Below are 13,016 nucleotides of genomic sequence, written 5' to 3' on the forward strand. Positions count from 1 at the left end.
AACTGAAAACTGGAGAATAAAATGTCGTTCAAAGCCTTTGAACGGCCCTCACTTCAGCTGGGTATCCTTGCGATACTTGGCGTGGTGGTGGTGTCTACAAGCCATGCGGAAGATCCTGCGGCGGCTAAACCTGCGAGTGCACAAGCGTGTGTAGGACTTGCTTCCAATGCAGATCGTCTGGCCTGTTATGATGCATTGTTTGTGGTACCCGAAGCAGAAAAACCCTTAGTGGTGGCTCAACGCAAAGCAGTAGAAGATCCGAAAATTGATCCGAATGTTTCATTGCTGGACCGCCGTTGGGAGCTTTCTCCAGAAAGCAAGCTCGGTACATGGAATATTCGTGCGCACCAGCCAGTCTATTTGCTGCCAGCTTATTGGACCAGCGATAAAAATGAAACACCTTCGAGTCCAAATCCTGAAAATACAGTCTCTGCAGAAGATGCACAGGACCTTAAGTCAATTGAAGCCAAGTTCCAGATTTCCTTTAAAACCAAAGCGGCAGAAAATATATTTGGTGATAATGGCGACCTATGGTTAGGTTATACCCAGTCGTCACGCTGGCAGGTATATAACGAAGATGAATCCCGTCCGTTTCGGGAAACTAATTATGAGCCTGAAGTCAGCCTGATGTTCCGCACGAATTATAATTTGCTAGGTTTAAACGGCCGGTTACTGGGTTTGACTTTTAATCACCAGTCTAACGGCCGTGCAGATCCTTTATCGCGTAGCTGGAATCGTATCATTATGAATGTCGGGCTTGAGCATGAAAATTTTGCTCTTATGCTGCGGCCTTGGTACCGTATTGAGGAAAATGCAAGTGATGACAACAATGCAGATATTGATGACTATATCGGCCGTGGAGATTTAACGGCCTTCTATCGCTGGAAAGATCACGATTTCTCTTTGATGTTGCGGCACTCTCTAAAAGGAGGCGATGACTCACATGGTGCTGCCCAATTTGACTGGGCATTCCCGATTAGCGGCAAATTGCGTGGACATTTTCAATTGTTTGATGGTTATGGCGAGAGCTTGATTGATTATAATCACCGTGCTACCTATGTGGGTCTGGGTGTTTCACTCATGAACTGGTACTAGAGCCCTACTGTAAAAAACCACTCTCAAGAGTGGTTTTTTTAATTTAACCGATCTGGATATCGGTTGGCGGGTGCTTAAGCCGGCTCTTCTTTGGAGTTGCAATCAGATATGCTAATGTTAAAGGACCAAGCCGTCCGGCATACATCAGGAAAATAAGGATCATTAAGCTGCCAGGACTCAGTTCACTGGTAATCCCGCGCGATAAACCTACAGTACATGCAGCAGAGACAATTTCGAATAGCAGATCCAAAAAGTTTTGCCGGGGTTCCAGCAGAAGAATCAGGAAAAATCCTCCAAAGATTAAAATGCAGGTAATCATGGCGACGGCCAGTGCCTTCACTGTGGTTTCCTGTGAGATTGAATGGTTAAAAGCACGGACTTCCTCATTACGGCGCAAGAAAGAAATTACGCTGAGCAGTAAGACTACAAATGTACCTACTTTAATACCACCCGCCGTGCTGAGAGAGCCACCTCCAATAAACATCAATAACATCACCACTAACGTCGAAGTACTCGTCATTGAACCTGTATCAATGGTATTTAGGCCAGAGGAACGTGGCGCAGTGGCCTGAAACCAAGCATGTACAGCCTGTTCACCCAGATTTAGCTGACCGAGCGTCTGATAATTGGTTGCTTCTAACATCCAGATCACTATAAAAGCCAACAGATTGATAATGGCAATGGAACTCAATACCAACTTGCTGTTGGCGCTAAGTTTGCTCCAGCTTTTGGAGCGTTTTATATCCATGAGTACAATAAAACCGATTCCCCCAATGATATAGAGCAGGCTAATAACCAAGTAAACCAGATATTGCCCTTCAAAGCTCATCAGGCTATCGCCAAAAATAGAAAAACCGGCATTGTTAAATGAAGAAATACTGTAAAAAATTGCATAATGCAGGCTAGTTGGAAAGCCGTATTCAGGCGTAAATAATACCGTTAATATGACTGTGCCGATGAGCTCAAAAAATAAAGTATAGAAAAAAACGCCTTTGGCTACAAAAGTGACCTTAGACAGATTGGTTTGTCCGGTAGCAGTTTGTGCCATCATCTGCTGTCTGAGACGTACTTTAGGAGAAAGGCTCAGTGCTGCCAGAATGGCAAAGGTCATAAAACCTAGGCCCCCGCTCTGAATAAGGAGCAAGAGTACTGTCTGGCCAAAACCTGTTAGAGAGTCATGAACACTGATGGTGGATAAACCAGTAATCGTGACTGCCGATGTAGCAGTAAATAATGCATCCATCCAGCTCAAATGGCCGTGGTGAGAGATAGGCAGGCGCAACAACAGGGTTCCAACCAGAATGAAACTTAAAAATCCTAAAGCCAGAAGTGTAGGAGGGCTCAGGTTAACAGTTCGTTGTGTGAGATGTCTAAAATTAGGAAAATGCATATTAGAGAAAACGCATTGAAAGTCTTTGGAGCTGCTCCAGAGAGCCTTCTATGATTAAAATATCTCCATACTTTAAAGTGAAATCTGGAGCAGGCTCATAAAAAATTTCTTTGCCGCGCTTTAAAAGCAGCAGATGAACTTTTGCGACCTGGTTAATCAGGCCAAACAGATGCACACCTTCAAGTTTATTTTCAATATTGATCCGAACTATAAAATGATCATCCTCAAGTGCCATGTAACGGCTGACCATAGGATAATTTAAAGCTTGGGCGACCCTGACCCCCATATCTTCTTCAGGGTGAATGATCTTGTCGATGCCTAAATGACTCAGAATCATATGATGTGCCTTGGTCTTGGCTTTCACCCAGATCTTGTTTACCCCCATGTTTTTCAGGTGTAGAACACATAAAATACTGGCTTCAATATCCTCACCAATTGCCACTACGACAGCATCACAATCCTGAATATTAAGCTCTTCGAGCACATGTTCATCAGTCGCATCGGCAATCACTGCATGTGATAACTGGTCACCAATATTTTCAACGTGACGTTTAACCAGATCTATACCAATCACGTCATGCTTGAGGCGGGTAAGTTCGGTAGCGACAGTAGCTCCAAAGCTACCCAGACCAATTACGGTAAATAAAGCCATTCAGAAAACCTGCTATCTTTCTTCTAAAGTCTGCACTGTAAAGAGTACAAAGCTTAATCTATTATACAGCGTGATAATATCACTTTAGTTTTAATTATTTTGAGGTTGCTGTGTTACAAAAAATACAGGGTATTACCTTAATAAAAAAGAAAATTTTAAAGTGTTTTAAAACCCCAAACGGATAGGTTTAAATAAAATGATATAAAATAAAAAACCGGCTCTAGGCCGGTTTCTATTTACCAGAAACTATTTAAGAAAACGCTTATAGCCAATATTATGAGTTATTTCTTCATACGGATAAGTGATTGTTTTCAAGGTTTCAATTATTCCATCCGGATTCTGCTTGGCATCTGTCGCTTCCATACCCACCAGAACCCGTCCTTCAGCTGCGCCATGGTTGCGGTAGTGGAACAGGGTAATATTATGAGTCGGGCCAAGGCGTTCAAGGAACGTCAGCAGGGCACCTGGACGTTCCGGAAACTCTACCCGGAACAGGCGCTCATTTTCAATATTGGCATGGCCACCAATCAAATAGCGGATGTGCAGCTTGGCAACTTCATCATCGGACAGGTCATCCACCTCGTAACTTTCTTTTAGCAGGTTATGGATTTCATGGCGTTCTGCTTCACCACCTTTTAAACTGATGCCCACAAAAACCTGTGCCGAGTCACTTTCACTGGCGCGGTAGTTAAATTCAGTAATATTACGACCTTGCAGGGTCCGGCAAAATTGTAAAAAGGCACCTTTCTGCTCAGGAATGGTTACAGCATAGATTGCTTCACGACGTTCACCCAGTTCTGTACGTTCAGCGATATAGCGTAATCGGTCAAAGTTCATGTTTGCACCGCAAACAATAGACACAATATTTTTACCAGTCAGTTTATGCTGTTCAATATACTTTTTAATACCTGCCAATGCCATTGCACCAGAAGGTTCGACAATACTGCGGTTTTCATCAAATGTTTCTTTAATTGCTGCACAAATTTCGTCTGTATTTACCAGAACAACCTCAGGCTCAACAATCGGGCCCGAATTATCAGATTTCTGCAAGCGGATTACTTCAAAAGGCTTTTCACCAATCTGTGCTACTGCTGTACCATCTGCAAACAGGCCTACCGATGGCAAAATTACACGCTCACCAGATTCTAGGGCTGCCTTTAAACAGGCTGATTCATCATATTCGACAGGAATCACTTTTACATGTGGCGCAACATCACCTAAATAGGCAGCTATACCTGCTATCAGGCCACCGCCACCTACTGCAACAAATACATATTCTACATCACGCCACTGGCGCAAAATTTCATTGGCGATGGTCCCTTGTCCGGCCATAACCAGTTCATCGTCATAAGGCGGGATAAAAGTCATACCTTCTTCTGATGCACGTTGAATTGCATATTTGTTGGCAATATCAAAAGAATCGCCGTGTAGAACCACTTCACCACCAAGGCGTTTTACAGCCTGAATTTTAATATCTGGTGTGGTTTTTGGCATAACAATAATGGCACGAATTCCCAGTTTCTTTCCAGACAGGGCAACACCTTGGGCATGGTTACCTGCTGAAGCTGTAATTACGCCACGTTCTAGCTGAGTTTTGGGTAATTGGCTAATGCGGTTATAAGCACCGCGCAGCTTAAATGAAAAAACTGGCTGTAAGTCTTCACGTTTAAAGCGAATATTGTTGTTTAGTTTTTCACTAATTCGTGGCGCTGCTTCGAGTGGGGTTTCGATTGCAACATCATAAACCGTTGCTTGTAAAATTTGTCGAACCAAACGAGACAGCATGTTAATCTTCCATCTAACAGTTTAAAATAGGGGCTTATTGTAACAAACCCCTGTACATTTGCGCCGTTTAATTGGCCAATTTGCTAAAAATAGTTGAGTGAAGTCATGAGTCTGTATACCACCCAAGATGAAAAAAAACAGGCAGCTGCCAAAGCGGCGCTAAAACATTTGCCTCGAGGCGGTATTTTGGGCGTAGGCACAGGGAGCACGGTTAATTTCCTGATCGAGTTATTGCCAGAGCTGCAACTTGAAGCAGCAGTGGCCAGTTCTAATGCAACAGCAGAGCGACTGAAAAAACTGGGCATTGAAGTGGTTGACATGAACCATGTTGGCGGTTTGGATGCCTACGTCGATGGTGCAGATGAAATCGACCGTCATATGCATATGATTAAAGGGGGCGGTGCAGCACTGACTCGTGAAAAGATTGTTGCTTCAATTGCTAAGAAATTTGTTTGTATTGTAGATGACTCGAAGTGGGTAGAACAGCTGGGCCGTGATTTTCCTTTGCCTGTAGAAGTCATTCCTATGGCACGTTCTGCGGTAGCACGTAAACTGGTAAGTCTGGGCGGCGATCCGGTATATCGTGAAGGGGTGATTACAGATAATGGTAATGTGATTCTGGATGTCTATAATCTGAATATCTTGAATGCACTCGAACTTGAAAAAACCATCAATAATATTCCGGGAGTAGTAACCAACGGTATATTTGCGATCAACAAAGCTGATATTGCAATTGTGGCTACCAATAATGGCATTGAAGAACGTACAGCCATTTAATGCAGCAGGCTGAATTACCTGAAATCAGAATTGTTCGGCATGCAACAGCAAAACGCTTGCGCTTGCGTGTCGAACCACAAGGGGTGCGGCTCACTGTACCTCTGCGTTGTACTAAGAAACAGATAGAACAGTTTTTATCTCAGGCAGAGAACTGGTTATTAGAGACATGGCATAAACAGCAGAGCCAGATACCAGATCTGTTTTCTATTCCAGAGTCTATAAAATTTTTTAATTGCCCTGCCGAGCTTGCAATAAAGCAATGTGCGCAAAAAAACTCTTTTATTTTAAATATAGAGCAGCAGATTCTTATTAATCAGAATCACCCTGAACATAGCTTAAAAGCCTGTGTAATAGATCAGGCAAAGCAGCTTCTACCTGATTATCTCGAATCCATAAGTCAGGAAATTGGGTTGCCTTATAAAACATGCAGTATTCGCCAGCCCAAGACCCGTTGGGGGAGTTGCAGCAGCGTACATGATATTATGCTGCATGCAGGCGCGATATTAATGCCAGAGCAACTGGTGCGCTACCTGTGTATTCATGAACTGGCACATACCCGGCATTTTAATCATAGTCCTCTGTTTTGGGCAGAAGTGACGCGGCATGATCCAGATTATCTGGTGCACCGTCAGCAGCTTAAGAGTTATAAGTTACCTGGCTGGTGGTATGTATAGACTGTGATCCGATGCAGTTGCACATTGTAGAAAATGAGATGAACTGCCATACTAGCCGGGTTTAGGTAAACCTTGAGGAAATAAGAGTGATTTCTGTCGGAATTGTGGGTGGTACAGGTTATACAGGCGTTGAATTGCTACGTCTTTTATTACGGCATCCCGATGTTCAAGTCAGTGTACTCACCTCACGTACAGAAGCAGGCAAGCGTGTAGATGACATGTTCCCAAGTCTGCGCGGCCATACCGATCTTCAGTTTTCAGATCTGGATATGAATGTCCTGAAACATTGTGATGTGGTGTTTTTTGCTACACCGCACGGTGTTGCCATGAAGCACGCTGCCGAGCTGGTTGCTGCTAATACCAAAGTGATTGATCTGGCAGCTGACTTCCGTTTACAGAACTTGCAGCAGTTCGAGAAATGGTATGGTCTGGAACATAGCTGTCCGGATATATTGACTGAATCAGTTTACGGTTTAACCGAACTTAACCGTGAAAAAATCAAGCAGGCTAAGGTAGTAGGAAATCCGGGCTGTTATCCAACTACGGTTCAACTTGGTCTGGCGCCACTATTTAAATCTGAACAAGAGCTGGTTAAACCAGCCAGTATTATTATTGATGCTAAGTCTGGCGTTTCAGGGGCGGGTCGTAAAGCCAGTCTTGGCATGATTTACAGCGAAAATGCCGATAATTTTAAAGCTTATGGTGTTGCCGGTCACCGTCATCATCCAGAGATAGTAGAGGCGTTAGAGAACATTTCTGGCCAGAGCGGTGTATTTGACCAGATTCTGTTTATTCCACATCTGGTACCGATGATTCGCGGTATGTTCAGTACTATTTATGTTGATTTAACTGAACAGGGACAAAATACTGATCTACAGTCACTTTATGAAATCTTTTATGCCGATGAACAGTTTGTTGATGTAATGCCATCCAGTAGCTCACCTGAAACTCGTAGTGTACGTGGTGCCAACCAGTTACGTATTGCCCTGTATAAGCCACAGCCAACAAAACTGGTTATTTTAGTGGTTCAGGACAATCTTGTTAAAGGTGCAGCGGGTCAAGCGGTACAAAATATGAACCTAATGTTTGGTTTTGCTGAAAATGCTGGTCTGACCGGTATTGGCTTATTACCATAAAAAACGCTTTTGAACTTCACACATATTTATTTTTAGATTTAAATGTGTGCTTTGAAAAAATTTTTGTATTTTAGAGATGACGATGCAAAACACAGAACCTAATACCACGTCACATAAAGTGAAGAAGCCATTTTTGCAAACCAATATACCATTGGTTATGGGAGGAGCACTTCTGACATTAGGAAGCCTGGCATTAGGATATTCAGTTGGCCATCGTCAAGGCTTGTCAGTGGTCGGTTATGATGCAGATGCCGAGCAACTGGTTGAAGTGGTCCAGAAGCAGAAAACTGCTCTAAATGCCTTAAACAAGAGCTTGAATGCAGCAATTCAGGAGCGCGATGTGGCGGTAAGCAATTCTAACGATTTGTATACTGCATTAAATGAAGCCCGTGCCAAGCAGTCTCAGGTTGAGGGTATGAGCCTGATCTATCGTGAAGTACTACGTGACCGTGGTGGCCTGAGTCTGACTATACAAAATTTGGGAATTAAACCGCTTCCTGAAAATGCTTATGAGTACCAGCTTGATCTGGTACAGGTCAGCCCCAATAAACGTCGTGCTTCAGGTTCGGTTGAGCTGCGCCTGATTCAGGGCACAGAGGTGCTGGTTGTACCTCTTGAAGACAATAAATTTAATTTCGAAGACTTTGAGCGTCTGACCGGGCGCTGGACTATGCCAAAAGGCTTTACACCTCAATTTATTGAGGTCCGTTTAACTGGAGCAGGCACGCCAGTCATCAAGCGTTTCAGCTGGCAACGTGGAAAACCTGTTGAAAATTCATCAGCATTTATTTCTGAAATTCCTCAAGCAGAAGCAAATGCACAGTAAGTGAAATAAAGATTGTATGCGAGCTACTAAGCGTAAAATAACCTTAAACGAAGTGAAAGCCTCTTTTTGTCAGACCGGCCTAGTTGATTGGCATCTTAATCCACGCTTAAGCGATTCGCAAAATGATGAAGCTGATGGAGAAATTGCAGTTAAACCTGCACCTCCGCAGTTAAAAAAACCACCCCTGTATGCCGTTGTTTTACTAAATGATGACTACACCCCAATGGACTTTGTAATTGAAATTTTACAACAATACTTTGCATTAAATCTTGACCAGGCAACTCAAGTAATGCTAACAGTACATTATGAAGGAAAAGGGGTTGCTGGCATCTATCCGCGAGATATTGCGGAGACCAAGGCAAACCAAGTAAACAATTATGCTCGGTCGCAAGGTCATCCATTACTTTGCCAAATTGAGCCAAAAGATTAAGGGGGTCGCATGCTCAGTCGTCAACTCGAAGTATCCTTACGTTTGGCTGTAAGCATGGCTCGACAAAAGAGACATGAGTTCCTAACGGTTGAACACCTATTGCTGGCTTTGCTGGACAATGATTCTGCAGTCAATGCGTTAAAAGCATGCGGTGCAGATATCGTTTTACTGCGTAAAGAGCTAGAAGAATATGTAGAACAACATACCCCTAAACTTGGTGAAAACAGTGACCAGGCACCACATCCGACAGAAAGCTTTGACCGGATTCTGCAACGTGCTATTTTTCATGTACAGTCCAGTGGCGGTGACCGTACTGTAGAAGGTGCCGATGTTTTGGTTGCAATGTACTCTGAGCGGGATTCCTTTGCAGTCTATTTGCTCAAGCGTCATCAGATTAACCGTTTGACCCTGACTCAATATCTTTCGCATGGTACTCGAAAAGACGAAGTACATATGGAAGAAGAAGCTGAAGATATTGAAGGCGAGGCTACCAGTTCTGCCAATGCAGGGCCGCTGGAACTCTATACTACAAATCTGAATATTGAAGCTCAAAAAGGTAAAACTGATCCACTGATTGGTCGTGAAAAAGAAATCGAGCGTGCCGCACAAATTTTATGTCGTCGCCGTAAAAATAACCCGCTTCTGGTGGGTGATCCAGGTGTGGGAAAAACTTCAATTGCTGAAGGTCTTGCATGGCTGATCGTCAATAACAAGGCGCCTAAGCCGCTGGCGAATGCTGAAATTTACAGTCTGGATATTGGTGCGCTAGTCGCAGGCACCAAATACCGTGGAGACTTTGAAAAGCGTTTAAAACAGCTGTTAAATGCCCTGAAGAAAAAACCGGAAGCTGTGTTATTCATTGATGAAATTCATATGATTATTGGTGCTGGCTCTAGCATGGGCAGCACGATGGATGCATCAAACCTGATTAAGCCAGCGCTGGCAAATGGTACTTTACGTTGTATTGGTTCAACCACGTTCCAAGAATACCGTCAAGTATTTGAAAAAGATCATGCCTTATCACGTCGATTCCAGAAAATTGATGTAAACGAACCCACAATTTCAGAAAGTATAGATATTCTACGTGGCTTAAAACCTAAATTCGAAGACTTTCATCATGTAGAGTATGAAGATAGTGCCTTGGTTGCTGCGGTAGAGCTATCATCCAAGTTTATTAATGACCGCTTTCTGCCAGACAAGGCAATTGACGTAATTGATGAAGCGGGGGCACAGCGGAGATTAAAAGCTGATGCAGACAATACCCTGATTACAGTTGAAAATATTGAAGATATTATTTCAAAAATTGCCCGTATTCCACCCAAAACTGTCTCTAAAGATGATAAAACAGTACTGAGTCATTTAGAGCGTGATCTAAAACGTGTTGTTTTTGGACAGGATGAAGCAATTACTGCACTGGCTTCAGCAATCAAGCTATCGCGGGCCGGCCTTAAGTCGCCAGATAAGCCGGTTGGCAGTTTTGTATTCGCAGGACCAACAGGTGTTGGTAAAACTGAAGTGACCAAACAGCTGGCAAAAATTTTAGGGCTTGAGCTGGTACGCTTTGATATGTCCGAATATATGGAGCGTCATACGGTTTCACGTCTGATAGGTGCTCCTCCTGGTTATGTTGGTTATGATCAGGGTGGTCTGCTGACTGATGCAATCCATAAAAATCCGCACTGTGTATTGCTTCTGGATGAAATTGAAAAAGCTCATCCGGATGTATTCAACCTGTTATTACAAGTGATGGATCATGGGTCACTGACAGACAATAATGGCCGTAAATCAGATTTTCGCAATGTGATCCTGGTTATGACTACGAATATCGGTGCAGAAAGTATCTCGCGTACTAGTATTGGTTTCGTAGAGCAGGACAACAGTAATGATAATCAGGAAGCAATGAAGAAAGCGTTCTCACCAGAGTTCCGTAATCGTCTGGATGGCGTAATTCAATTTAAGCCATTACCAACTACGATTATCGAATCTGTAGTAGACAAGTTCCTGACAGAACTGCAAGCACAATTGGATGAGAAAAAAGTTGTGCTGGAAGTGGATCAGAGTGCGCGTGAATGGTTAACAGAACAGGGTTATGACCGTCTGATGGGTGCACGTCCAATGCAGCGCTTGATTCAGGAACATCTGAAAAAACCGCTTGCAGAAATGATCCTGTTTGGTGAGCTGGCTGAACATGGCGGTAACGTTGCGGTATCCGTGAAAAAAGAAAATGGACAGGCTGTTGGACTGAAACTGGAAGTCTTTGAAGACCAGACAGCTGAACCTGCTTAAGCTCTATTTAAAGCTATAACCCGTGTTTCGACACGGGTTATTTTTTGGAAATTTTATGGACTTACAGTTTACCAAGATTTTAACAACTTTCTTTTTATTCTTTATGACAGCGTTGGCTGAAATTCTTGGCTGTTATTTTCCCTATCTGATATTAAAAGACGGTAAGTCAGCCTGGTTGTGGCTACCCGCAATAATCAGTCTGGCAATTTTTGTATGGTTGCTGACTTTACATCCGGCAGCCTCAGGAAGAATTTATGCAGCCTATGGCGGAATTTACATATTCACAGCGCTCTTATGGTTACGCTGGGTTGACCAGGTCATACTGACGCGCTGGGATCTGTTAGGCGGAGCAATTGTGCTTTTGGGTGCAAGTATTATCATTTTACAGCCTCAAGGGTGGCTACGTTAAAGCACCTATAGTAATTTGCCCCTTGAGTCTTTATTTTAAAACTTGCATTGGGTATTTTTCATTTTAATCTGATATCGTCCATAGTCAGAATTAAGTGTCATGTTTAATTCATATGGGTTAACGCGCTGAAACTCATGTTCAAAAAAGTGCGAACAGTTGTTGATGACTCCTTTTCTAAATAATTGTTCTACTTTATTTTGTCCTACAGACTGGGCAAACTGCCTAAAATCAGGTGTAACAATTAGTCCCTGTACCTCTATATGATCTGCATAGCTCATGACCTGTTCAAGTACAGTATTTTCATCGACCTGATAAGGTAGAACACGTGAATTTTCTTCACTCAAAGCTTGTAGCACATCATTCAGACGGTTTTTATCAGTAATCTTATAATCGGAGCTTATAATGCGCTCTTGTATTAAGTACTGATCTAGACTGGTGGGCTGTGCGTATAGAGTAAAACTAGATAATAGGGCAGAAAGGAAAAGAGTCGTTTTAATCAGCATTATAAAATCACATATAAATATTATGGTTTTTATTATATGAAGATCAAGGCTTAAAAAAGCACCCGAGGATGCTTTTAATACAAAAAGATACTTATTAAGACTGTTTCATATTTTCATTGAGCAGGAACTCTACCAATGCTTTTTGAGCATGCAGACGATTTTCGGCTTCATCCCATACTACTGCATTTTTATGATCCAGCATGTTCTCTGAAATCTCTTCACCGCGGTGAGCAGGTAAACAGTGCATAAACAGACAGTCCGGATGTGCAAGTCCCATCAATTTTTCATTTACTTGAAACTGTGCAAACGCCTGTTCACGGTGTTTCTGTTCTTCTTCCTGCCCCATGCTGGCCCAGACATCTGTTACGATCAAATCGGCATTGACGGCAGCATCTTCTGCATTGTTAAAGACTTCAACACAATGTGCAAATTCGGTAAGAAATTCTTCTTTAGGTTCATAACCTGCTGGAGATGCAATCTTGAGTTTAAAGCCCATCATATGTGCAGCTTCAATATAGGAGTTACACATATTATTGCCATCACCGATCCACGCTACAGTTTTGCCTTCAATCGAACCACGATGCTCGATATAGGTTTGCAGGTCTGCTAGTAACTGACAAGGATGATGATCATCGGTTAAGCCATTAATTACTGGAACTTTGGAGTAAGAAGCAAACCGTTCGACAATGTCATGACCAAAAGTACGGATCATGACAATATCGAGCATACTTGAGATTACACGGGCTGAGTCTTCAATAGGCTCACCTCGGCCAAGCTGGGTATCACGTGAAGACAGAAAAATTGCATCGCCACCAAACTGGCTCATACCGGCTTCAAAAGAGATACGGGTACGGGTGCTTGATTTTTCAAAGATCATTCCCAATACTTTACCAACAAAGGGTTGATAGACTTCATTGTTGTGCTGCATGCGCTTGAGTTCGCTGGCGCGTTCCAGGATGCGGTTGAGTTCCAGACTTGATAAGTCGCGTAAAGTAAGAAAATGCCGTAGAGTCATGTTTGCTCCACAATAATTGCTGTATAAAACAACAATTA

General features: G+C 42.9%; 13 protein-coding genes. 8 read left to right on the forward strand and 5 right to left on the reverse strand.

Annotation, left to right across the window (positions count from 1 at the left end):
• Positions 1-21: 21 nt before the first annotated feature.
• A complete protein-coding gene (locus AC0VYT_RS05895) occupies positions 22-1,095 on the forward strand; it encodes a phospholipase A (RefSeq protein ID WP_005014644.1) in 1,074 nt (357 codons plus the stop codon).
• A 43-nt stretch (positions 1,096-1,138) separates the two neighbouring features.
• On the opposite strand, the gene AC0VYT_RS05900 is transcribed toward AC0VYT_RS05895, so the two are convergent.
• The 3 genes from AC0VYT_RS05900 to ilvA all read right to left on the reverse strand — a co-directional run bounded on the left by AC0VYT_RS05900 (position 1,139) and on the right by ilvA (position 4,922).
• Positions 1,139-2,485, reverse strand: a complete 1,347-nt coding sequence (locus tag AC0VYT_RS05900; RefSeq protein ID WP_005014643.1) for a TrkH family potassium uptake protein — start codon at positions 2,483-2,485, stop codon at positions 1,139-1,141.
• Position 2,486: 1 nt separating this feature from the next.
• Positions 2,487-3,137, reverse strand: coding sequence for a potassium channel family protein (locus tag AC0VYT_RS05905; RefSeq protein ID WP_005014642.1), 651 nt, complete (start codon positions 3,135-3,137; stop codon positions 2,487-2,489).
• Between the two features lie 246 nt (positions 3,138-3,383).
• Positions 3,384-4,922 (reverse strand): threonine ammonia-lyase, biosynthetic, encoded by a 1,539-nt coding sequence (gene ilvA / locus AC0VYT_RS05910; protein WP_005014641.1) that lies wholly within the window; start codon positions 4,920-4,922, stop codon positions 3,384-3,386.
• Between the two features lie 105 nt (positions 4,923-5,027).
• Here ilvA and rpiA point away from each other — a divergent pair, with 105 nt between their 5' ends.
• The 7 genes from rpiA to AC0VYT_RS05945 all read left to right on the forward strand — a co-directional run bounded on the left by rpiA (position 5,028) and on the right by AC0VYT_RS05945 (position 11,460).
• Positions 5,028-5,699 carry a ribose-5-phosphate isomerase RpiA gene (gene rpiA / locus AC0VYT_RS05915; protein ID WP_005014640.1) on the forward strand — a complete coding sequence of 224 codons (672 nt, stop codon included), beginning with the start codon at positions 5,028-5,030 and terminating at the stop codon, positions 5,697-5,699.
• Positions 5,699-6,373 (forward strand): YgjP family zinc-dependent metalloprotease, encoded by a 675-nt coding sequence (locus AC0VYT_RS05920; protein WP_005014639.1) that lies wholly within the window; start codon positions 5,699-5,701, stop codon positions 6,371-6,373. Before rpiA ends, AC0VYT_RS05920 begins: the two co-directional genes overlap by 1 nt.
• Before the next feature lie 80 nt (positions 6,374-6,453).
• Positions 6,454-7,509, forward strand: coding sequence for an N-acetyl-gamma-glutamyl-phosphate reductase (gene argC / locus AC0VYT_RS05925; RefSeq protein ID WP_171053870.1), 1,056 nt, complete (start codon positions 6,454-6,456; stop codon positions 7,507-7,509).
• Between the two features lie 76 nt (positions 7,510-7,585).
• Positions 7,586-8,335 carry a DUF6776 family protein gene (locus AC0VYT_RS05930; RefSeq protein ID WP_005404179.1) on the forward strand — a complete coding sequence of 250 codons (750 nt, stop codon included), beginning with the start codon at positions 7,586-7,588 and terminating at the stop codon, positions 8,333-8,335.
• 16 nt (positions 8,336-8,351) lie between these two features.
• The gene (gene clpS, locus AC0VYT_RS05935; RefSeq protein WP_005014635.1) at positions 8,352-8,765 is read left to right on the forward strand and encodes an ATP-dependent Clp protease adapter ClpS; all 414 of its coding nucleotides are present in this window, start codon (positions 8,352-8,354) and stop codon (positions 8,763-8,765) included.
• Positions 8,766-8,774: 9 nt separating this feature from the next.
• On the forward strand, positions 8,775-11,051 hold the full coding sequence (gene clpA, locus AC0VYT_RS05940; protein WP_005014634.1) for an ATP-dependent Clp protease ATP-binding subunit ClpA: 2,277 nt from the start codon (positions 8,775-8,777) through the stop codon (positions 11,049-11,051).
• A 55-nt stretch (positions 11,052-11,106) separates the two neighbouring features.
• Positions 11,107-11,460 (forward strand): YnfA family protein, encoded by a 354-nt coding sequence (locus tag AC0VYT_RS05945; protein ID WP_005014632.1) that lies wholly within the window; start codon positions 11,107-11,109, stop codon positions 11,458-11,460.
• Positions 11,461-11,495: 35 nt separating this feature from the next.
• Here the strand turns inward: AC0VYT_RS05945 and AC0VYT_RS05950 are convergent, their stop codons facing one another.
• Entirely contained in the window at positions 11,496-11,963 is a 468-nt protein-coding gene (locus AC0VYT_RS05950) for a hypothetical protein (protein WP_005014630.1), read from the reverse strand.
• A 94-nt stretch (positions 11,964-12,057) separates the two neighbouring features.
• Positions 12,058-12,978, reverse strand: a complete 921-nt coding sequence (gene argF / locus AC0VYT_RS05955) for an ornithine carbamoyltransferase (RefSeq protein ID WP_005014629.1) — start codon at positions 12,976-12,978, stop codon at positions 12,058-12,060.
• Between the last annotated feature and the right edge of the window lie 38 nt (positions 12,979-13,016).

Source organism: Acinetobacter sp. QJM3NY_42, assembly GCF_056173745.1.

What these genes read in the sequence shown, in the direction of transcription:
- AC0VYT_RS05920 (WP_005014639.1), top strand. Translation starts at nt 5,699, where the DNA reads ATGCAGCAGGCTGAATTACCTGAAATCAGAATTGTTCGGCATGCAACA.
- rpiA (WP_005014640.1), top strand. Translation starts at nt 5,028, where the DNA reads ATGAGTCTGTATACCACCCAAGATGAAAAAAAACAGGCAGCTGCCAAA.
- AC0VYT_RS05930 (WP_005404179.1), top strand. Translation starts at nt 7,586, where the DNA reads ATGACGATGCAAAACACAGAACCTAATACCACGTCACATAAAGTGAAG.
- ilvA (WP_005014641.1), bottom strand. Translation starts at nt 4,922, where the DNA reads ATGCTGTCTCGTTTGGTTCGACAAATTTTACAAGCAACGGTTTATGAT.
- AC0VYT_RS05945 (WP_005014632.1), top strand. Translation starts at nt 11,107, where the DNA reads ATGGACTTACAGTTTACCAAGATTTTAACAACTTTCTTTTTATTCTTT.
- AC0VYT_RS05895 (WP_005014644.1), top strand. Translation starts at nt 22, where the DNA reads ATGTCGTTCAAAGCCTTTGAACGGCCCTCACTTCAGCTGGGTATCCTT.
- AC0VYT_RS05900 (WP_005014643.1), bottom strand. Translation starts at nt 2,485, where the DNA reads ATGCATTTTCCTAATTTTAGACATCTCACACAACGAACTGTTAACCTG.
- clpA (WP_005014634.1), top strand. Translation starts at nt 8,775, where the DNA reads ATGCTCAGTCGTCAACTCGAAGTATCCTTACGTTTGGCTGTAAGCATG.
- AC0VYT_RS05950 (WP_005014630.1), bottom strand. Translation starts at nt 11,963, where the DNA reads ATGCTGATTAAAACGACTCTTTTCCTTTCTGCCCTATTATCTAGTTTT.
- argF (WP_005014629.1), bottom strand. Translation starts at nt 12,978, where the DNA reads ATGACTCTACGGCATTTTCTTACTTTACGCGACTTATCAAGTCTGGAA.
- clpS (WP_005014635.1), top strand. Translation starts at nt 8,352, where the DNA reads ATGCGAGCTACTAAGCGTAAAATAACCTTAAACGAAGTGAAAGCCTCT.
- AC0VYT_RS05905 (WP_005014642.1), bottom strand. Translation starts at nt 3,137, where the DNA reads ATGGCTTTATTTACCGTAATTGGTCTGGGTAGCTTTGGAGCTACTGTC.